Origin of the sequence: Pseudomonas retamae, assembly GCF_043496865.1 — a bacterium.
Classification (GTDB): Bacteria; Pseudomonadota; Gammaproteobacteria; order Pseudomonadales; family Pseudomonadaceae; genus Aquipseudomonas; species Aquipseudomonas retamae.
Genome location: NZ_JBIEIL010000001.1, coordinates 717,186 through 737,207, shown reverse-complemented (window position 1 = coordinate 737,207; position 20,022 = coordinate 717,186). Strand labels below are relative to the sequence as shown.

General features: G+C 61.5%; 22 protein-coding genes. 9 read left to right on the top strand and 13 right to left on the bottom strand.

Annotated features, from left to right (window positions below; genetic code table 11):
* Positions 1 to 78: 78 nt before the first annotated feature.
* Positions 79 to 318, bottom strand: coding sequence for a hypothetical protein (locus ACGSLL_RS03135; protein ID WP_208940832.1), 240 nt, complete (start codon positions 316 to 318; stop codon positions 79 to 81).
* A 176-nt stretch (positions 319 to 494) separates the two neighbouring features.
* On the opposite strand from ACGSLL_RS03135, the gene ACGSLL_RS03130 reads away from it, so the two are divergent.
* Complete coding sequence (locus ACGSLL_RS03130; RefSeq protein WP_093101011.1) at positions 495 to 707, top strand: hypervirulence associated TUDOR domain-containing protein; 213 nt, start codon at positions 495 to 497, stop codon at positions 705 to 707.
* Between the two features lie 9 nt (positions 708 to 716).
* On the opposite strand, the gene ACGSLL_RS03125 is transcribed toward ACGSLL_RS03130, so the two are convergent.
* The 4 genes from ACGSLL_RS03125 to ACGSLL_RS03110 all read right to left on the bottom strand — a co-directional run bounded on the left by ACGSLL_RS03125 (position 717) and on the right by ACGSLL_RS03110 (position 5,626).
* Complete coding sequence (locus tag ACGSLL_RS03125) at positions 717 to 1,979, bottom strand: NAD(P)/FAD-dependent oxidoreductase (RefSeq protein ID WP_394503051.1); 1,263 nt, start codon at positions 1,977 to 1,979, stop codon at positions 717 to 719.
* A 70-nt stretch (positions 1,980 to 2,049) separates the two neighbouring features.
* The gene (locus ACGSLL_RS03120; protein WP_394503049.1) at positions 2,050 to 2,997 is read right to left on the bottom strand and encodes a dihydrodipicolinate synthase family protein; all 948 of its coding nucleotides are present in this window, start codon (positions 2,995 to 2,997) and stop codon (positions 2,050 to 2,052) included.
* A gap of 55 nt (positions 2,998 to 3,052) precedes the next feature.
* Positions 3,053 to 3,979 (bottom strand): 4-hydroxyproline epimerase, encoded by a 927-nt coding sequence (locus tag ACGSLL_RS03115; protein WP_394503047.1) that lies wholly within the window; start codon positions 3,977 to 3,979, stop codon positions 3,053 to 3,055.
* Positions 3,980 to 4,000: 21 nt separating this feature from the next.
* On the bottom strand, positions 4,001 to 5,626 hold the full coding sequence (locus tag ACGSLL_RS03110; protein ID WP_394503045.1) for an APC family permease: 1,626 nt from the start codon (positions 5,624 to 5,626) through the stop codon (positions 4,001 to 4,003).
* Positions 5,627 to 5,857: 231 nt separating this feature from the next.
* On the opposite strand from ACGSLL_RS03110, the gene ACGSLL_RS03105 reads away from it, so the two are divergent.
* Positions 5,858 to 6,628: an AraC family transcriptional regulator gene (locus ACGSLL_RS03105; protein WP_394503043.1), complete on the top strand. Its 771-nt coding sequence runs from the start codon at positions 5,858 to 5,860 to the stop codon at positions 6,626 to 6,628.
* A 132-nt stretch (positions 6,629 to 6,760) separates the two neighbouring features.
* Here the strand turns inward: ACGSLL_RS03105 and ACGSLL_RS03100 are convergent, their stop codons facing one another.
* From ACGSLL_RS03100 to ACGSLL_RS03090, 3 genes are all read right to left on the bottom strand, one after another.
* Positions 6,761 to 7,357: a LysE family translocator gene (locus tag ACGSLL_RS03100; protein WP_394503041.1), complete on the bottom strand. Its 597-nt coding sequence runs from the start codon at positions 7,355 to 7,357 to the stop codon at positions 6,761 to 6,763.
* 56 nt (positions 7,358 to 7,413) lie between these two features.
* Positions 7,414 to 8,250, bottom strand: coding sequence for an AraC family transcriptional regulator (locus ACGSLL_RS03095; RefSeq protein ID WP_394503039.1), 837 nt, complete (start codon positions 8,248 to 8,250; stop codon positions 7,414 to 7,416).
* 134 nt (positions 8,251 to 8,384) lie between these two features.
* The gene (locus tag ACGSLL_RS03090; protein WP_394503037.1) at positions 8,385 to 9,641 is read right to left on the bottom strand and encodes an MFS transporter; all 1,257 of its coding nucleotides are present in this window, start codon (positions 9,639 to 9,641) and stop codon (positions 8,385 to 8,387) included.
* A gap of 146 nt (positions 9,642 to 9,787) precedes the next feature.
* On the opposite strand from ACGSLL_RS03090, the gene ACGSLL_RS03085 reads away from it, so the two are divergent.
* Complete coding sequence (locus ACGSLL_RS03085; protein WP_258448888.1) at positions 9,788 to 10,243, top strand: winged helix-turn-helix transcriptional regulator; 456 nt, start codon at positions 9,788 to 9,790, stop codon at positions 10,241 to 10,243.
* 17 nt (positions 10,244 to 10,260) lie between these two features.
* Here ACGSLL_RS03085 and ACGSLL_RS03080 read toward each other — a convergent pair whose 3' ends face one another.
* The 4 genes from ACGSLL_RS03080 to ACGSLL_RS03065 form a co-directional block, all read right to left on the bottom strand.
* Positions 10,261 to 12,645 (bottom strand): DUF3772 domain-containing protein, encoded by a 2,385-nt coding sequence (locus ACGSLL_RS03080; RefSeq protein WP_394503034.1) that lies wholly within the window; start codon positions 12,643 to 12,645, stop codon positions 10,261 to 10,263.
* A 93-nt stretch (positions 12,646 to 12,738) separates the two neighbouring features.
* Positions 12,739 to 13,182, bottom strand: a complete 444-nt coding sequence (locus ACGSLL_RS03075) for a DUF6130 family protein (RefSeq protein ID WP_394503032.1) — start codon at positions 13,180 to 13,182, stop codon at positions 12,739 to 12,741.
* A 137-nt stretch (positions 13,183 to 13,319) separates the two neighbouring features.
* Positions 13,320 to 13,646, bottom strand: a complete 327-nt coding sequence (locus tag ACGSLL_RS03070; protein WP_394503030.1) for a hypothetical protein — start codon at positions 13,644 to 13,646, stop codon at positions 13,320 to 13,322.
* 116 nt (positions 13,647 to 13,762) lie between these two features.
* Positions 13,763 to 14,647 (bottom strand): LysR family transcriptional regulator, encoded by an 885-nt coding sequence (locus ACGSLL_RS03065; RefSeq protein ID WP_394503028.1) that lies wholly within the window; start codon positions 14,645 to 14,647, stop codon positions 13,763 to 13,765.
* Between the two features lie 155 nt (positions 14,648 to 14,802).
* On the opposite strand from ACGSLL_RS03065, the gene ACGSLL_RS03060 reads away from it, so the two are divergent.
* From ACGSLL_RS03060 to ACGSLL_RS03040, 5 genes are all read left to right on the top strand, one after another.
* Positions 14,803 to 15,228: a VOC family protein gene (locus tag ACGSLL_RS03060; protein ID WP_258448900.1), complete on the top strand. Its 426-nt coding sequence runs from the start codon at positions 14,803 to 14,805 to the stop codon at positions 15,226 to 15,228.
* A gap of 110 nt (positions 15,229 to 15,338) precedes the next feature.
* On the top strand, positions 15,339 to 16,616 hold the full coding sequence (locus ACGSLL_RS03055) for a cation:dicarboxylate symporter family transporter (RefSeq protein ID WP_394503025.1): 1,278 nt from the start codon (positions 15,339 to 15,341) through the stop codon (positions 16,614 to 16,616).
* Positions 16,617 to 16,718: 102 nt separating this feature from the next.
* Entirely contained in the window at positions 16,719 to 17,822 is a 1,104-nt protein-coding gene (locus ACGSLL_RS03050) for an alkene reductase (RefSeq protein ID WP_394503023.1), read from the top strand.
* Positions 17,823 to 17,887: 65 nt separating this feature from the next.
* Positions 17,888 to 18,268, top strand: a complete 381-nt coding sequence (locus ACGSLL_RS03045; protein WP_394503021.1) for a nuclear transport factor 2 family protein — start codon at positions 17,888 to 17,890, stop codon at positions 18,266 to 18,268.
* Positions 18,269 to 18,394: 126 nt separating this feature from the next.
* Entirely contained in the window at positions 18,395 to 19,111 is a 717-nt protein-coding gene (locus ACGSLL_RS03040) for a class I SAM-dependent methyltransferase (RefSeq protein WP_394503019.1), read from the top strand.
* 3 nt (positions 19,112 to 19,114) lie between these two features.
* Here the strand turns inward: ACGSLL_RS03040 and ACGSLL_RS03035 are convergent, their stop codons facing one another.
* Positions 19,115 to 19,276 (bottom strand): DUF2986 domain-containing protein, encoded by a 162-nt coding sequence (locus ACGSLL_RS03035; protein ID WP_394503017.1) that lies wholly within the window; start codon positions 19,274 to 19,276, stop codon positions 19,115 to 19,117.
* A 253-nt stretch (positions 19,277 to 19,529) separates the two neighbouring features.
* Between ACGSLL_RS03035 and ACGSLL_RS03030 the strand changes: the two genes are divergently transcribed.
* The gene (locus tag ACGSLL_RS03030) at positions 19,530 to 20,015 is read left to right on the top strand and encodes an anti-virulence regulator CigR family protein (RefSeq protein WP_394503015.1); all 486 of its coding nucleotides are present in this window, start codon (positions 19,530 to 19,532) and stop codon (positions 20,013 to 20,015) included.
* Positions 20,016 to 20,022 lie beyond the last annotated feature (7 nt).

Below are 20,022 nucleotides of genomic sequence, written 5' to 3'. Positions count from 1 at the left end.
TGGTGGTTTTTACGTTTTGGGGGACCGTGTGGTTTGTTTGGGGGCCGCGCCCCCCACCCCCCGCGCCCCCACGCCGATTCAACGCGGGTTCGGTTGATCATCCATCTCCGCATTGTCGGTTTCTCTGCGCACCCGTTCCGGGTCGAGACCGGTGCTGTCATCGTCCAGCGGGATTTCGCCTTCGTTGTCAGGCAGTTCGTCGATGCCGCGATCCTTCATCGGATCGACTTCGGTGCGGCCCGGGCTCAACGGATCGGGAGTTGTCGGCAGCGGATCATGCTCACCACTACCGCCTTGCAGGTTCGGGTCGTTGTTCATTTCACACCTCTCGTTGTGCGCTGTTTCATCGGCGTACAGGTTGGAGGTGCAGGGAAATCATGCCGTTCGATTTTTCCGTGTGCCGGTGGTCGGTTGAGCCGTTGAAGCACGCTTTGTTGAATTTTTTCCGACGCAGGCTGATCAACAGCACAACAACCCGACACAAGGAAATCGACATGAGCGCTTCATTCAAGGTCGGCGATGCGGTGCGCTGGAACTCCGAGGCCGGGGAGATTCACGGCACGGTGGTCAAGGTGCACACCCGCGATACCGAGTTCATGGGTCGCCACCGACCGGCCTCGAAGGACTCGCCGCAGTACGAGGTCAAGAGCGACAAGACCGGTCACCTGGCCATGCACCATGGCGAGGCGCTCAAGCGCGTTAACTGACGCGCTCGATCAGAAACGCGTCAGTCGATAACGATCGCGACTCGGTAAATCAGGCACCGGATTTGAAGCCGGGAACGCCAGCTGCACCAGCATTTCGGCCGTGACTGCCGCGTGGGTCAGGCCCAGGTGCTGATGACCGAACGCGAGCAACACTTTGCCCTCGCAGACCTGATCGATCACTGGCAGCGAGTCCGGCAGCGACGGGCGAAAACCCATCCACGGCGTTGCCGCTTCGGCGTTCAGGTCTTCGCGAAACAGGCCCTGACTCAAGCGATGCAATTGCCAGGCGCGCTGCATATTGGCTGGCTTGTGCAAGCCGGCGAACTCTACCGTGCCGGCCAGGCGCAGGCCTTCGGTCATCGGCGTCATGATGAATTTGCGTTCCAGCGAGGTGACGGGGAAGGGCAGTCGCCCTGTTTCATGGGGCAGCATCAGGTGATAACCGCGCTCGGTGTCCAGCGGGACTCGTTTGCCGGTGAGGGCGGCGGTGAGTGGCGCCGAATGAGCGCCGCAGGCGATCAGCACGCGGCGGGTGCTGATTGGCCCGTGGTCGGTGTGCAGGCTAACGCCGTCGTCCTGCACTCGGCCACCCACGACCCGTTGCTGCAAAAAGCACGCGCCGGCAGCCTTGGCCGCTTCGACCAGCGCGGTGACTACGCGGTAGGGATCGATGAAATGCCCGGTTCGCGGGAAGAACAAGCCACCCTGAATCCGTTCGCTGAGTTGTGGCGCGATGTCGCGAATGGCGCCAGCCTGCCAGAAGTCCACTGGCACTTGCTGCTGATGCAATCTTTGCTGCAACGTCTCGATTGCCTGACGCGATTCGCCGCGCTCATACACCAGCAGCGAACCGTCTACTTTGAGCAAATCGCTGCGCTGGATATCGCCGAGCAAACGTTGCCACGAGGCCAGGCTGCTTTCATTCAGCGCACGCAAACCGGCGACCGTATTGTCGAACGGCTGCGCACGCAGATTCAGCAACAACCGGGTGAACCACGGCAGCGCGAGCGGCAGGTAGCGCCAGTCCAGGCGCAGCGGCCCCATCGGGTCGAGCAGCATGCCCGGCAGGCGTTTGAGGATCGACACGTCGGCGATCGGGAATACCTGCTCGGTCGCCAGGTGCCCGGCATTGCCGAACGAAGCGCCATGGCCGGGGGGCCGGTGATCGATTACGACCACGCGCAACCCTTGGCGGGCCAGACGCAGCGCGCAGGCAACGCCGATAATGCCGGCGCCGACCACGGCGATGTCGTGCGCGGGGTTATTTGCCATGGTGTGTTCCTGAAAAAGAGGAGGGACTGCCGGCAGCCCCAGGGCTGCGCGGCAGGTGCAATGGCGCAGGTCAGGCGAAGTCCTGCTGCGCCGACCAGTTTTCGTACCAGTGACGGAACAGCGCATATTGCTGTTCGGCGTAACGTCGTTGCGAGTCGCTCAAGGCGTCAGTTTCGTTGAAGTGCAGGGTGTATTCCTTGTCGCCGTTGAGCACCATCAAATGCTTGTAATACAGCACCAGATCACAGCCCTCATCGAACGACGACAGCACCGCCAGCGCCGACTCCAGTTCCCGCGCCTGGCGCCGCGCCCTGGCATCACCCTTGGCCGCTTGCTTGCTCAGCGCCACCAGTTGCAGCACTTCGCGCGGCAGGGCGTTGCCGATGCCGGTAATGGCGCCAGTGGCGTTGCAGTTGACGAAACCGTGCACTACTTGCGTATCGACGCCGACCATCAGGGTCACGTCATCGTCCTTGGAGGTGATGTTTTCAGCGGCGTAACGCAGGTCGGCGCCGCCGCCGAATTCCTTGAAGCCGATCAGGTTCGGGTGCTCGCGACGCAGTTCGAAGAACAGCTCGGCGCGGGTGGCGAAGCCGTAGTAGGGGCTGTTGTAAATCACCGCCGGCAGGTTCGGCGCGGCTTGCAGAATTGCCGAGAAATGCGCCTTTTGCGCGGCTGCAGAAGCCCCACGTGAGAGAACCCGTGGAATCACCATCAAGCCTTGAGCGCCGACTTTGGCGGCATGTGCGGCATGGGATATCGCCTCGCGGGAATTCACCGCGCCAGTGCCGACAATCGTCGGCACGCCGGCCTCGACCAGCCGCGCCACGCCTTCCTGACGCTGGGCTTCGGTGAGCAACGGCCAGTCGCCCATCGAACCGCAATAAACCACCGCGCTCATGCCGATATCGACCAGCTCGCGACCCTTGGCCACCAGCGCGTCGAAGTCCGGGGTGCGCTGGGCGGTGCACGGGGTCATCAGGGCCGGCATGCAACCGGTGAAGATGTTGTCGCTCATTATTTTGACTCCTTGGCACAGCATTCAAAGTGAGAGGAAAAACCAGCGGGGCGGCTCAGATGCCCCACGCGAACGGATCCTGTTCGTCGATCAGCAGCGTGCTGTCGGCGGTTATGTAGGCGCGGCCGGTGATGAACGGGCGAATGCGCTCGCCTGCCCATTCGAAGCGGCCTTCGAACTGGCTGCCGGTGATGCTTGCCTGCACCCAGAGTGCGCCGGGCTGCAATTTGTCGTCGGCAGCGAGGCAGGCAAGTTTGGCGCTGGTGCCGGTGCCGCACGGCGAGCGGTCGTAGGCTTTGCCGGGGCACATGACGAAGTTGCGGCTGTCGGCGTTGGCGTCATCGGCGAACAGTTCGATGTGATCGATGACCGCGCCGTCCTCGCCGTAAATGCCCTGATCTTCAAGGGCCTTGAGCATGGCCCAGGTATACGCGGTGAGGTGTTCGACGTTGTCCATGGTCAACGTCTGGCCGTGCTCGGAAACCAGGAAAAACCAGTTGCCGCCGTAAGCGATGTCGCCGCGTACCTGGCCGAAACCCGGCACGTCCACCGCCACCTGCTTGCGGTAGCGATAGGCGGGCACGTTGCCGAGGGTCACGCTGCCATCCTCGTGCAGGGTGGCGCTGACCGGGCCTACCGGCGTGTCGATCTTATGTTCGCCGGGCTGGATCTTCCCCAGGTATTGCAACGAGTTGATCAGGCCGATGGTGCCGTGGCCGCACATGCCCAAATAACCGGCGTTGTTGAAGAAGATCACCCCGCAGGTGGCATCCGCCGAGACCGGCGGGCAATACAGCGCGCCGACCAGTACGTCGTTGCCGCGCGGTTCCAGCAGACAGGCGCGGCGCCACTGATCATGCTGGCTGCGCAGGGCATCGCGTTGTTCGGCGATGGTCGCGCCGGGCAGGGCGGGGAAGCCATCCATCACCAGCCGGGTGGGTTCGCCGCCGGTATGCGAGTCGATCACGTGAAGTCGTTTCATGGGCATGTCCCGTAGGTGATTTCAGTAGGCGCCGAGCGGGCGCGAATTGACATTGGCGCTGGCGGCGGTGACTTCGCTTTCCTCGTCGTCCTCGTCCAGACGCAGCAGATGCGCCGGCACACCGGTCGCCGCGCCCCAGTAATAGATCGCGGTCGCGCAGGCCGCTACCACCAGCGTGTCGAACGGATGGGCGAGGACGCCGAGGCCGCCGAAGGTGCCGAGTTTCGACAGCACGATGGTCACCGCGTAGAAGGCGATCAACCACGCCGAGGAGCGCACCTGACGCGCCAGATTGAGGTGCGCGGTCGGCACAAAACGCGCGCAGAGCAGGTACACCACGAACATCAGAATCTGCAGGCCGAGCAGCCACGACACGGTGTTCCAGCCCGACCAGTAGACGATCAGTGCGGCGATGATGAACGACACCGGGCCGAGCACGCCCATGTACTTGACCCGGAACGGCCGCGGCAGGTCCGGCGCGTTGCGACGCAGCGCGGCCACCGAAACCGGGGCCACGGCGTAGCTCAGCACCAACGCGGCGGAGACCACATTGATCAGCGCCTCCCACGACGGGAACGGCAGGGTCCAGAACACCGACAGGGCGAAGGTCAGCCATAGCGCCGGGCGCGGAATCCCGGACTTCTCATCGATGTGGGTGAAAACCTTGAAGAATGTGCCGGTCTGCGCCCAGCCGTAGATCACCCGCGGCGTGGCGTTCATGTAGATGTTGCCGCAGCCGCTGGGCGAGATCACCGCGTCGGCGACCACCAGATACGCCAGCCAGCCAACGCCCAGCGCCAGGGCGATGTCGCGGTACGGCAGGGCGAATTCCTTGCTGACCCCGGCCCAGCCGTTAGCGAGAATTTCCGTAGGAATGCTGCCGAGAAAAGCCATTTGCAGCAGCACGTAAATCAGCGTCGACAGCAGCACCGAAAGGATCAGTGCGATGGGGATGGTGCGCTGCGGATTCTTCACTTCGCTCGCCACCGAGATGATCGGCGTCAGGCCCAGATAAGCAAAAATGATCCCGCCGGCCGACACCGCCATTTCCACGCCGGACAAGCCGAACGGGGCGAAACCCTGCACCTGGAAATTCTCCGGTTTGAAGAAGGTGAACAGCACGCCGATCACCAGCAGCGGCACGATGAACTTGAAAATACTGACCAGGTTATTCGCCTTGGCGAAGGTCTTGACGCTGCGGTAGTTAAGCAGGAAGAACACGCAAAGCAGGCCGAACTGCACCAGCCAGCCGAGGATCGTCGGGTCGCCGCTGCCGGCCTTGGTCAGGTCGGGAAACCATGCCGCCGCGTATTGGCGCGAGGCGACTACTTCGATCGCCACCAGGCTGGAAAAGGCAATCAGCGTGATGAAGCCCATCAGGTAGCCGAGCAACGGTCCGTGCGAATACACCGGGTAACGCACCACGCCGCCGGCGCGGGGCAGGGCAGCACCGAGTTCGCAATACACGATGCCCAGCAACAGCACGGCAAACCCGCCCAGCAACCAGGAAAAGATCCCCGCCGGGCCGGCAATCGCCGAAACGTGGCTGGCGGCGAACAACCAGCCGGAACCGAAGATTGCACCGAGCCCGATGAACGTGAGGTCGATCAGTGAAAGCTGTTTTTTGAACTTGCCTTGGCCTGACATGGCATCGCCTTCTTGTGAGTTATTGGATAGGCAGTTGTGTCACTCGCACGTCCAGACTTTGCACCTGACGACCCAGCAGTGATTGATGTTTTAACGCGGCAGCGATGACGAATTCAGCACAATGGCGCGGCTGGAACGCGATGCTCGACAGGCTTCGGATGATGTTGCAATCTGCACGCGACCGCCGCAGATCGGGCACCGGGCCGATCCACGAACCGAGGACACTCTTTGATGCACAGCGCGCTTTCGATCCTGGCGCAGGGCGGCAACGGCCAGCGCCCGCAGACCCTCGAAGACCTGGTGGCGAGCGCCGCGCTGCTGTTACCGATGCTCGATGTGATCCCCAACGCGGCGATTTTCATCAAGGATCTGCAAGCGCGATATGTCCTCGCCAACCGCACGCTGGTGCAGCGCTGCGGCTTGAAGGATTTGCGTCCGTTGCTCGGCAAGACCAGCGCGCAGGTGTTTCCGGCGCAACTGGGGCCGGGCTACACCGAGCAGGATCGCAAAGTGCTGGAGCAAGGGTGGGTGCTGGAGGATCAGCTCGAACTGCATCTGTACGGCAGCCGCGAACCGGGCTGGTGCCTGACGCACAAACAGCCGCTGTACAACCGTGACGCAGAGATCATTGGCCTGGTCGGGATTTCCGTGGACCTGCAATCGGCCAGCGAAACCCACCCGGCGTTCGAGCGGCTGGCAGCGGTCGATGAACACATACGCGCGCATTTCAATCGTCGTGTCACTCTCAGTGAGCTGACCCGAATCGCCGGCATTTCCGTCGCGCAACTGGAACGCTATTGCAAGCGCGTATTCCATCTGACGCCGCGGCAGATGATCCAGAAAGTACGCCTGGAACATGCACACCGTTTGCTCCACAGCGACCTGCCGATCACCGAGGTGGCGCTGCAATGCGGCTACACCGACCACAGCGCCTTCACCCGCCAGTTCAAGGCCTCGACCGGGTTCACCCCGCGCGAGTATCGGCAGGCGACAGGCAATTAGCATTGCGCGCCCGTCCTGACTGATCGTTCCCACGCTCCCGCGTGGGAATGCAGCCCGTGACGCTCTGCGTCACTGGACGCGGAGCGTCCCCGGAGTCATTCCCACGCAGAGCGTAGGAACGATCATCCGACCTCACAGCAACACCGCCAGCCACGCCGAAATCAGCAGCAAAAGCGCCAGCAGCGCATTCATGCGCTTGTACGCCTGCGCCGAGCCGAACAACCGCGCGCTGCCTACGCCGAGCAGCGCCCAGAACGTCATGCACGGCAGCGACACCAGCAGAAAGGCCAGCGACAGCACCAGCAGGCGCAAGGTCTTGTCACCCCCGCCGACGAACACGCTGACCACCGCCACGGCCATCATCCACACCTTGGGATTGACCAGTTGCAGCAGCGCCGCGCCGAACACGCTGATGCCTGCGGTTTGGTTCTGAGCCGGGTCCAGCGACGGCGGCGGGCTGCGAAAAATCTGCCAGGCCAGCCAGCTCAGCCAGAGCACGCCGCCCCAGGCCATGGCGTGCTGCACCAGCGGATAACGCAACAGCGTTTCGCCGGCACCCAGGCCCACCACCAGGACAATCAGCGCCGCCGCGCTGCAGGCGCCGAAGATGATCGGCAGCGTGGCGAGCAGGCCCTGCCGGGAACTGTGGCTGAGTACCAGAATATTGGTCGGGCCGGGCGTGATCGAAGCCACGAAAGCGAACAGCAGAAAGGGCAGAATTGAAGCCATGATGTGCGGGTCCTGAAAATGCAAAACAGGCCTGCATGATCGCCAGTCGGCGCGCCTCAGTCTGGAAGGTTTGAGCAGCGCTTGCGGTAGTCCGCCGGGGTCAATTGGTAGGCGCGGCGGAACCAGCGGCCCAGGTGACTCTGATCGGCAAACCCCAGCACACAGGCGACCTCGGCCGGCGTCTCGCCGCGCGCTAGCAACTGCCGCGCCTTGGCCAGGCGCAACTGGATCAGATAGGCATGCGGGGCCAGGCCGAAAGCCGCCTTGAACGCGCGGCTCAGGCGAAACCGGTCGACCGCGCAAATCTTCGCCAGATCATCCAGACCGATGTCTTCATAGGCATGCGCGTGCAGATAATCCCGCGCGACCTGCGCCACCAGCGGCAGGCGCGGATCAATCGGCTGACGCTTGCGCCAGTCGAGGTGCCGGGTCAGCGAGCCCAGCAGCCCATCGATGGCGGTCTGGCGGACGATGCGCAAATCACCGTCGTGCAGTGCGTGAAAAGCCTGAACGATTGCGGTGGCCAAGCGCGGGTCCTGGCTCAGCGTATCGGCAAACCCCGGCTGACTGTTCGACGGTGCGTCTTCATAAAGGGCATGCACTTCGCGCTCGAGCCAGTGCGGGTCGAGGTACAGCATCGAATAGGTGAAACCATCCTCGGTCGGCGCATGGCCGTCATGAATTTCCCCCGGCTCCAGCAAAAACACCTGGCCCGGCGTGCTGCGATGGCGCATTCGTCGGCAATTGAATTGCTGCACACCTTGTTCGGTGACGCCGACCAGAAAACTGTCGTGCCAGTGCGGGTCGTAGGCATGCCCTTCAAAGTGCGCGCGAATCGACTCAATGCCGGTGTCGACGTCCTGGGACAGCTCGATCCAGTTGCGTTTTTCCACGAGGCCTCCAGGGTTCGATTGGACAACATGCGGCCGGATAAAATACCGCGCAATGGGCACAGGCGTTTAGAAGATTTGTGCACAAAAGGGCAGCGCAGCCTTTCAGGGCGCTGTTGATTCAGGAACAACGCGTGTCAATCGCGGACGACCATCAGCAATAGCCAGTACAACAACGCCGCGGCGCTGATCGCCGCACCCAACAGGCAGACGCCGACCCAGCCAACGTGCGCATACGTGTAAGTGGCGGCTATCGCACCGAGGCCACTGCCGACCGAGTAGAAGCACATGTAGGCGCCGACCAGACGGCTCTGCGCATCCGGGCGAGCCGCGAAAATCAGGCTTTGGTTGGTGACATGCACCGCTTGTACGGCGAAGTCGAGCAGCACCACACCGACGACCATGGCCAGCATTGAGCTTTCGACAAATGCCGTGGGCAGCCAGGACAGGGTCAGCAACGCCAGGGCGACGCCGGTGGTGCGATTGCCGCGTCCCTGGTCCGCCAGGCGTCCGGCCCGCGCTGCTGCCAGTGCACCGGCCACACCGGCGAGGCCGAACAGGCCGATCTGCGTGTGCGTCAGTGACAGCGGTGGCGCACTCAGTGGCAGTACCATCGACGTCCACAGCACGCTGAAGGCGGCGAAGATCAGCAGGGCGAAGGTGCCTCTGATCCGCAGCGTGCGCTCGGTCAGGTACAGCTGGAACATCGACCGCAGCAACTCCCCGTAACTGCCTCTGGCCGGCGGGGCTGCGGAAGCGGGCAGGGTGCGCCACAACACCAGCGCCATGCCGATCATCAGCGTGGCCGAGACAAAATACACGCCGCGCCAGCCGGCCAGATCGGCGACTGCCCCCGAGACGAAGCGTGCCAGCAGAATGCCCAGCACCACGCCACTCGTCACCGTGCCGACCGCTTCGCCGCGCTGCTGCGGGCTGGCCAGCGCGGCCGCGTAAGCCACGACCACCTGCACCACCACAGCCATCAGGCCCACCAGCACCATGGCACCGAGCAGCGTGCCCCAGTTGCCGGCAAGTCCCACCGCGCACAAGGCCAGGGCCGATATCAGCATTTGCGTCAGGATGAGTTTTTTGCGATTGAGCAGGTCACCCAGCGGCACGATGAACAACAAGCCGACGGCATAGCCAGCCTGAGTCGCGGTGACAACGATGCCGATCGTGCCCGGCGCAACGGCCAGACTCGACGCCATCGACTCCAGCAAAGGCTGGGCGAAGTAGACGTTGGCCACGGCCATGGCGCAGGTGATTGCGAAGAGCAGGGTTTGATAGCGGCTGAGGGTCGTTGCGCCACCAGACGGCGAAGTCTGCGAACGCGCAGCGGCCAGTTTTTCAGCTTCTACGCCAGTTTTTACCGGGGCATGGGCTTCGTAAGGCATCAGTCCTTCCTTGGAGTTGTGGTTTCAAAAGAAAACCGATGCGTTGATTTTTAGCGATGTCGGTTGTTAAATGCAACCACCTTCTGCAGAGCGTTTTCGTCCGTCAGAACCTTTTTCAGCCTTGTTGCTTTCCCCCTTGGAGATTCATGGCCAGACAGACCTTACTGGCACAGAGCGAATGCCCGGTCGCCAGAACACTGGAGGCCATTGGTGATCGCTGGGTGCTGATGATCATCCGCGACGCGTTCGACGACGTGCGCCGCTTCAGCGAATTCCAGAAACGCCTGGGGCTGGCGAAAAACATCCTTACGGTGAAACTGAAAATGCTCGTCGAACTGGGCGTGCTGCAAATGCAGCCAGCCGCCGATGGCAGCGCCTACAAGGAATATGTCCTGACCGACATGGGCCGCGCGGTGTTTCCGATCGTCGTCAGCCTGCGGCAGTGGGGCGAGCGCTTTCTGTTCAGCGAAGGCGAGAGCCATTCGGTACTGCTTGACAACGATTCAGACCAACCGGTGGAGACCATCGCTGTGCGCTCTACGTCGGGCAAGGTGCTGACACCCGCCGACTGCCATCGTCGGGTGGTCACGCGTAAAGGCTGATTGCCGGAGGGGCTGTATCAACTCGTCGCTGGCGGTTTCGCCAGCGCAATGCCCGCCGCGCCCAGTCGCTTCAAGATTTCAAACAGCAAATCACTCTTGGTCACCCCGACAATCCTCGGACTGGCCACATACCCGGTCACTGTCAGGGTGATCCCGTCCGGCGACAGCTTGCTGAAGCGCACGAACGGCGCCGGTTTATCCAGCAGGGTTTCGTTCTCGCGGTAGGCGTCCAGCAGCAGCTCTTTGACTTGCTCAGGGTCGATGTCCAGCGGGAACATCAACTCCAGCGACGCCACGCCTTGCGCGCTGCCGCCCAGGGTGACGTTGCGCAGGTTCTGCGAGATCAATTGCGAGTTGGGCACGATCACGATAGAGCGGTCGCTGAGCTGGATTTCCGTGGCGCGTACGTTGATCCGGCGAATGTCGCCTTCAACGCCGCTGATGCTGATCAGGTCGCCGACCTTCACCGGCCGCTCCGTCAGCAGAATCAGCCCGGAAACGAAGTTCTTCACGATCTCCTGCAAACCGAAACCGATCCCCACCGACAAGGCGCTGACGATCCACGCCAGATTGGTCCACTGCACGCCCAGCGACGACAGGGTCAGCAGAATCACCAGCGCATAACCGATATTGGAAAACAACGTGCTCAGCGAGGCGCACATGCCGGGGTCCATCTCGGTCTTGGGCAGGAACTCGTGGTCCAGCCAGCGGCTCAGGGTGCGAATCAGCCAGATCCCGATGATCAAGGCCAGTACGGCATTGAGCAGGTGCGCGGGGACGATGTTCAACTTGCGCAACCCGGCGCCGCCGAGGATCACCATGATGTTGCTCAGCAGTTGCCCGAGCGTGGTGCCGATGCCGCCGACGAACAGGCTGATCACCGCCAGCAGCATCAGCGCGGCACGGCTGAAGCCCGACAGCAGGGTCGATATCTGATCGAGGCGCCGATCGCCGATGCCGAGTAACTGCTTGAGCGCCTTGCCGCTGGCATGCCTGGCGGAAAACGCATGCTCGCAAACGTCCTTGACCAATTGAATCAGCAGGTAGAAACCGGACAAGACAATGAAGGCCCAGACCAGTTGGTAGCTGATGAAGCGCGCCAGCGAAACATAACCGGTGAGCAAGGCCAGCGCCGAGACCACCATTGAAACGCTGGCAACCGTGTAGATGATCCCGGCGAACGTGCTGTTGGCCGCCGCCGCGTCATTGGCCGCCACCAGCGCCTTGCGCACCTTGCCGACGCGCACCAGCAAGGTCAGCACGATCGCCAACACCACCATGGCAATGATCCCGCGCCCGGTGATCACGATCTGGCTGCTCATGCCGGTGGCGTTGCTGACCTGCACCAGTGTCACCAGCACCAGCAATGTGCAGGACAAAACCCGCGGATACGGCTTGAGCGCCAGCGCCACTTGATCGGCAATCGCCGGCAAGCGCCAAGAGGGATGCTCGGTCGACAGCAGCGCGCGGCTCAGGCCGGTGATCAGCACACAGGCATACACGACCTTTTCAAACTCTTCGGAGAAGGTTTGCAGCACTGGCGATAACGGCTGATGCCGGGTGCAGGCATAAAACAGAATTTGCAGGGCGATGGCGGTGGTGGCGATGGTCGCCAGTGCCGAGGCAAAGGCCAGTGCGCTGCGGCGTAGCCGTCCCTCCGGCACGCGATGAATGCACAGCCAGGTCAGGCCGCGTTCGGCGAGCCGGCGCCCGAATGTCCAGATAATCAAGGCCAGCACCACCAGCGCGCTGGTATGCAAACGCTCACCTGGCACCCACACGCTGGCCCACGACGCACGTACCTGATCGACGAAAAAATGCCAACGCTGGCGATCGTCGGCGCCTGGATTAAGCAGCGGCGACCAAAAGCCTGGATTCAGCACGCTGTGAGTACCCAGCGTCAGTTCGCTTTCCAGTAGCGAACGGCGGATGCCGGCAATCTGGGTGATCAGGTCCGCCGCGTTCTGCTTGAGCGCGGCGAGGCTTTTCAGGGTGCTGTCGAGCCTGGCTTTCTGCGTCGTCAGCGTCGCTCGCTGGGCAATGATGTCGGCTTGTTCGGCGGCGACGTCGGTATCCGGCGCGGCGCCCAGCACGCTCAGCTGTACAGCCAGTTGCGCCTGCTGCGGCAACAGCGCAGCCGACAGCCGATCGATATCGAGAATGAACGCCTGCACCCGATCCTGCGGACCTTCGAGCTGGTTGTAATTGTTCGCCGCAGAGATCTGCTGCTTGAGCCCGTCGAGGCGTTGTTGCAGGGCTTGCAGGTCGCTTTGCGCAATCACCGGCAACGGCGCGGCGGCATTCTGCGCCGGCGCTGGCAAATCTTCCGCCCACAGCGCAAGGCTGCTGCTACCGAGCAGGGTGAGGGCGACCAACAACATCCATTTCAAGGTGTCGCGCATGGCGTGGCGGCTCGCATCGACCAGACAGTCTATGAGGGTAGGTGATCAACCCGAGGGCGGAGGAAAAGTTTGCGCGCCGGCCGCTGATTACGCTCAGGGCTGCTTGGCGGGCACGACGAAATTCACCGTCGTGCTGGTCAGCACGGTGTGCGTCGGATCGGCGATTTCCAGCAATACTTTGTGCGATCCCGGCGTCAGGCCGACCAGAATGATCGGGTCTTCACTGGTGTGAGCCCAGGTGCCGTGCCAGTCATCAACGGTGACGTGCAGATGCCCCAGGCGCGGCGACACCGGCACCGCCGCTTTGCCGAACACCGGCATGATCCGCGTGTGTTCGGTGCGGTATTGAATGATCACCACGCCACGGGCCAGCGGCTCGGCGAGCGGCGGGTAGGCAATCAGCATCGGCGCGGCTTCGGAAGCCAGCGGGAGCAGGGCGGGTGGCTGCTGCGGGTCGACCCCGGTTTGCGCATGGGCGCTCATGGCAAGCAGTAACGAAGCCGTCGTGGCGAGCAGAAATCGGATAGCGAGGGACATGGTTTGTTTGCTCGCACATGAGGTCACTCAAGGTTAGTTGAGCGCAGGCGGTTGCGCGCAGTATTCAGTAAGCCCAACGCAAAAAGCCCGACGGCGAGGTCGGGCTTTTCTTCGGTGACCGCAGTGAAACGCGGCATTCAGACGGCGCGGCGTTCGATCAGACGGTCAGAACCACCTTCGGCTACTGCATCGCTGAACAGCGGGTCGGTCTCGGTCGCGGCGACGGCGTCGCTGAACAAGGGATCGGTTTCAGTGGCGGCGACGGCGTCGCTGAACAGCGGATCGGTTTCGGTCGCGGCGACGGCATCGCTGAACAGCGGATCGGTTTGCGTGGCAGCAGCGGTGCGTTGTTCCAGCAAGCGGTCGGAACCGCCTTCGGCAATCAGCGGCTGCGCAGGGGTAGCGGCGAAAGCGTTCAGTGCGAAGAGCGAGAAAGCGATGCTGAGAATGGCCTGGCGTTTCATGATGGTGTGCTCCGTTGGGTAGTGGTTGGGTCTGGAGCCGATCATACGCCGCAGCACTGATAAGAGAACTTCATTGAATTAATGGTTGTTATTGATGCAGTTAATGATGCGGCCGATCAAGCCTGCGCGCCGCCGGGTTTGAGCTGAGTGCTGATCAACTCGGCGAGGACACGCACAGGCTCGGTGAAGGTCTCGCGTGCTCGGTGGACGAGGCCGATATCGCGGTGAAAAGTGTGCGGCCCCAGGTCGAAAGCACGGACGCCGGCAGGCCATTCAAAGTCGGGCGAGGTCTGCGGCACCAGCGCTACGCCGACGCCGTTTTCGACCAGTTTGATGATCGCCTCCAGTTCGTCCAGCTCACAGACCTCGCGCAGGTTGAAATGCATCTGGCGCAAAAACCGGTCGACCTGTCTGCCGCCAAAGGAGGAGCGGTCATAGCGGATGAACGGCTGGCTGGTCAGCAATTGCGTCCAGTCATCGCCCGCAACGTCGCGGGGCACGATCAGCCGATACGGCTCAAGGGCCAGGGTGGTCCAGCGCAAATCGCTTTGCAGCGAGAAGGGCGGGCGAATGACCACGGCCATGTCGATCTCGCCGGTGTCCACCAGATTGACCAGTTCCATCGACAGGCCCGGAATCACCCGGGTTCGGCAGTACGGGCATCGTTGGTGAAAGCGCGCCAGTGCATCCGGCAGATAGGAACGCTGCACCGAAGCAATCGCGCCAATGTTGACCAGCACACTGGGCGGCAGACCCACCGCGGTCGAACCCAGGTTGTCGTAGAGCCTGAGCAAGTCCTGCGCTTGCAGCAGGATCTGCTGGCCCATCTTGTTCAGGTGCGCCGAGCGGCCCTTTCGGTCGAAGATCTCGAAACCGAGCTCGGCTTCAAGACGCTGCATCTGCGCACTGACGGCGGCCTGGGTAAGGCCGATGCGATTCCCGGCGGCGGCGAAAGTGCCTTCACGGGCAACGGCAATGAGTGTTTTCAGTTCTTTGATCATTCACAAATATTAGTTGTGAATCTCAGAAATATATATTGATTTTTATGTTGGGTTTTTCGTCCTAGGATGTTTTTCATCCCGACGTCGGCTGCACCGAAAGCGCCGATATCGGTAAGACCTGTTCGCCCACCAACAAGAACGATATTGGAGTCCTGATGAATCTCTCGCCTTTTCACCTCGCTATCCCTGTTTATGACCTGGCTGCGGCGCGCACTTTTTATGGTGAAGTCTTTGGCCTTGAAGAAGGACGCTCGAGCACTCAATGGGTCGACTTCAACTTTTACGGCCATCAACTGGTGATTCACGAACATCCGAAAACTGCCTCTCAGGAGAGCGTACACAGCAACCCGGTTGACGGCCATGACGTACCGGTGCCGCACTTCGGCATCATTCTCGGCTGGCAACAATGGGAGGCACTGGCAGAACGTCTGAAGTCGTTCGGCACGCAGTTCGTGATCGAACCGTACATCCGCTTTCAGGGCCAGGTCGGTGAACAAGCCACCATGTTTCTCTTCGATCCGTGCGGCAACGCGCTGGAATTCAAGGCGTTCAAGGACATGAGCCAGCTCTTCGCCAAGTAACAACCGCCATGGCACAACAGCGTTGTGCCATTTCTCAAAGTGAGCTGGATGCTCATGACTCTAGCAACTGCCCTTCGCGCAGAGCGTTCATTCCAACAAGAAGGCTAGACATGAAACGTATTCCCCTGGTGTGGCAAATCGTTGCCGGGCTGTTGCTTGGCGTGCTCGTCGGTTGGTATTTCAATACCCATCCGCAGTATCAGACGTGGGTCAGCGCGGAGATCCTCAAACCGCTCGGCGACATCTTTATCAAGATGATGAAGATGGTGGTCGTACCGATCGTGTTCTGTTGCATGATTCTGGGGATTGCCGGCGGTGGTGATAACAAATCGTTCGGCCGCATGGGCGCCAAGTCGCTGGGCTATTTTTTCGCGATCACCGCGCTGGCGATCGTCATCGGACTGTGTTTTGCCAATCTGTTTGAACCGGGTGCAGGCACCGATATTTCCGGCATTTCGCACAACGCCGCGGCGATCAAACTGGAGCCGTCCAAAGGTGCTCTGGTGATCCTGCAGAACATCGTCCCGGACAATGTGCTGGTGGCCATGTCTGAAGCGAAGTTGCTCTCGGTGTTGTTCTTCGCGGTGTTGTTCGGCCTGGCGTTGAATGCACTGCCCAAAGACAAGAGTGCACCCGCCATCGCTTTGGTGCAGAGCATTTCCGATGCGATGTTCAAAGTGGTTTCCATCGTCATGGCCTACGCGCCGATTGGTGTGTTCGGCATGATCGGCGCGACCGTCGCAACGTTTGGTTTTGCCTCTCTGTTGCCGTTGCTCAAGTTGATCGGTGTGGTCTATCTGGCGTTGATTGTCTTTGCCCTGGTGATACTCGGCGGGATCTGCTACTTGATCGGCGAAAACATTTTCAAGTTGATTGGTTACTTCCGCAATGAACTGATCCTGGCGTTTTCCAGTGCCGCTTCGGCGGCGGTCATGCCGCAGTTGATGAGCCGACTTGAGCAGTACGGTGTACCGCGGCGGATCGTCAGTTTCGTGGTGCCGGTGGGCTATGCGTTCAACCTCGATGGCGCATCGATTTTCCTTGGTGTCGCGACGATTTTTGTCGCGCAGTTGTATGCCATCGACCTGTCGCTGTCGCAGCAGATATTGCTGGTGGTGACGATGGTGCTGACGTCCAAGGGTGCGGCGGGCGTACCGGGATTCGCCATCATCATTCTTTCCGCGAGCCTGGCGTCGGCCGGCCTGCCGTTGGAAGGCGTGGCGCTGATCGCGGGAATTTTCCGGATCATCGACAGCGGTACCACGACGCTGAACGTACTCGGCAATGCCATCGCGCCGCTGGTGATTGCCAAGTGGGAAAAAATCGCGCTGCAACCGGGTGCCGTCGAGGCAAGTGTCAAACACGAATCGCCGCTGCCCTGCCATTGAAAGTCCACTCAACGGACGCTTGAAACAAGCAACCGCCCGCTGGCTCAGGGGCGTTTTTTTTACACTGGTTGCTAGACGACCAGTCTAATGTTTGGAGGTTAAATGATTGATCACGCCGCTGACACCGACCTTTTTTCACCCGTAACCCTGGGCGCGCTGCACTTGGCCAATCGCATCGTCATGGCCCCACTGACGCGCAGCCGAATGGCCGACGACGGCGTGCCCAACGACCTGCATGCAACCTATTACGCCCAGCGCGCCACGGCCGGATTGATCATTGCCGAGGCGACGAATATCTCTGCGCAGGGCCGCGGTTATGCGATGACGCCGGGTATCTGGACGCAGGAACAGGTCGCCGGCTGGAAGACCGTCACCGATGCGGTGCACGCCGCCGGCGGCAAAATCGTCTGCCAGTTGTGGCACGTCGGGCGGTTTTCCAGTGTCGAGTTGCAGCCGGACGGCCAGGCACCTGTGGCACCTTCGGCGATCAAGGCTGAGGGCAGCACCTACACCGAAAAAGGCTTCGTCGAGGTGTCGATGCCGCGTGCACTTGAAACAGCGGAGATTGCCGGGATCATCGAGCAATACCAACGTGCCGCGCAGAACGCCAAACAGGCCGGTTTCGATGGCGTGGAAGTGCATTCGGCCAACAGCTATCTGCTCGACCAGTTTCTGCGAGATTCGACCAACCAGCGCAGCGATCAGTACGGCGGCAGCATCGAAAACCGTGCACGACTGACCCTGGAAGTCACTCGCGCGGTGATTGATGTCTGGGGCAGCGACCGTGTCGGCATCCGCCTATCGCCGGTTACCCCTGATGCCGGTAACACGCCGCCCGACAGCCATGTCATGGCGACTTACGGCTACCTCATCCAGCAGCTCAATCCGTTGAATCTGGCCTACCTGCACTTCGTTGAAGGCGCCACAGCCACGTCGCGCAGCGTGCCGGAAGGCGTTGATCTGGATGCGCTGAGTGCGCAGTTCACCGGCCCGTTCATTGGCAACAACAACTACGACCTGCCATTGGCCCTCGAGCGTCGCGCACAAGGCCGGATCGATGCGGTGGCGTTCGGCCGCTTGTTCATCGCCAACCCCGACCTGGTCGAGCGCTTGCGTCGCGGTACCCAACTGACCATCGCACCGCGGGAGAGCTACTACGGCGGCGGCGCCAAAGGTTACATCGACTGGCCCACCGCCAGCGCCTGATCACCAGCCGTTGCCGCGCCAACGTTGGCTTGCGGCAGCCTTTCACTCAAAACAGGAACCCCACCATGACTACCCCAACTTACGTGCAGGAATACAACGCGATCGTCGCGGTTCTCAACCAGTACAACGAGGGCGGCGCGAAGGCTGACAGCACGCTGATGAAACCGGCATTCAATCCGCAGGCAACGATGTTTGGCGTCGACGGCGAGCGCCTGGTCGGCGGCGCGATCCAGAATCTCTATGACGTGATCGACACGTCCTTTCGCCCATCGCCCGAAGCTCAGGCAGCGATCGTGCGGATCGATATCGTCGGTACTGCCGCCAGCGCGCGCGTCGATACCGACAACGTCTCGGGTTTCCGTTTCACCGATTTTTTCAATCTGCTGAAAGTGGAAGGGCAGTGGACGATTGTAAGCAAGATCTACCACACGCACTCGAACGTTTGATCGAGCGGGTCGGATAGCGAAAAAGCCACACCCCTGCATTCCTCAGAGGAATGCAGGGCATGAACACAATGAATTTTTCTTATCCGAAACGCCGGCGTACCGTGCTCCAAACCAAGGAGCATTGCCATGAGCCACCCCTCGACCAGCCCCGCCGGAAAATTCGACACCTCTCGCGCCCACGAATACGCACGGCAATCGCGCATCGCCCTCGCCGGGTACGATGCCTGCCATGACCTCTCGGCCTGCATGCTCGCGGCGAGCCTTGGTACGGACCGTACGGCGACTGTTCTGGTGGTCGGCGCTGGCGGGACGGCGCAGGAGATCATTGCGATGGCGGCGCTGGAGCCGCAGTGGCGTTTCATCGCGGTTGATCCGTCCGAGCCGATGCTCGATGCCGCGATGCAACAGTTGCAGGCCCATGATTTGCTGGACAGAACGCAAATACACCTGGGCCATGTCGAGGATCTGCCTGCCGATGCCTCATTCGACGCGGCAACCCTGATCGGCGTGCTTCATCATCTCAACGGTGACCAACCCAAGCGCGACATTCTGCGCGCGATCCAGACCCGGCTGAAGCCAAGCGCGCCGTTGATCGTCGCCGGCAATCACTACGCTTACGCCAGCCAGCCGTTATTGCTCCAGGCCTGGGCGCAACGTTGGCGACAGCAGGGCGCCAGTGCTGATGAGGTGCAGGCCAAACTGGGCAAGATTCTCCAAGGCGCTGATCCGCCGCATTCCGAAGCCGCTGTCCGGGCGTTGCTGAGCGAGGCCGGGTTTGGCGCGGCGACGCGGTTTTTCAGCAGCCTGTTCTGGGGGGCGTGGCTTGCGAGTAAAGCGTCCTGAGCGTCAGGCAACGCTCTCGCCGCTTTCCACCGGCTCAGCGGCTTCGGCGGCGAGTTTCAAGCGATCAGCCTTGCTGATGTACTTGGGTTTTTTCGGCGCCAGTTTGGCACTGGCCTTCCTGGCCTTTTCCTTGAACAGTTGCTTGAGTTTCTTTTGGCGATTCATGGGGCTACTCGGCGGTCAAGTTGGGTGTCGACTGGGCATCGCGTTGAACAGATGCGCGGTTGGCGGTCGAAAAGGCGCGAATCCTGACCCAAGCGCCGGGCCAAGGCAATGCCAATTTGTTGAGGGAAAAGTGAAGCCTCGCACAGTGTGCAGCGTAGCCGCTTGGTTTACCGATGGTCAGCGCGGCGAAATTGACTACGCTGAGGTTCAATGTCATCGGTGACAGTGAAGCATCCGCCATGAAGGAGTACCTATGATCAGCTCTCGTAAATGGATCGCCACGGCGTCGTCTCTTGCACTGTTTTTCGCTTCTGCGGTGGCTTCAGCCGACCCCGGAAACGGCAAAGGCCAGGGGAACGGCAAAGGCAATCCGCAGAACATGCAGGATCACGGTAAACAGAAAGGCCAGGGCAATCAGGGTGGGCAAGGCAAGCAGGGAGGCCAAGGCAATCAAGGCCACGGGGGCGGTCCGAGTATTGATCGCGGCAACGTCCTCGGAATTGTTGGTGGATATCGCGACTACTGGAGCCCGGGGCCTGCGCTGCCGCCGGGTATTCAGAAAAACTTGGCGCGGGGCAAACCGCTGCCGCCCGGTATCGCGAAAAAGCTCGACGGGCGATTGCTGGGTCATCTGCCGCGTTACGACGGCTACGAATGGCAGCAGGTGGGCACGGATCTGATTCTTGTCGCGCTAGCAACCGGTCTGATCTATGAAATCGTCAATGGCGCCTTCGATTAAGCAGCGC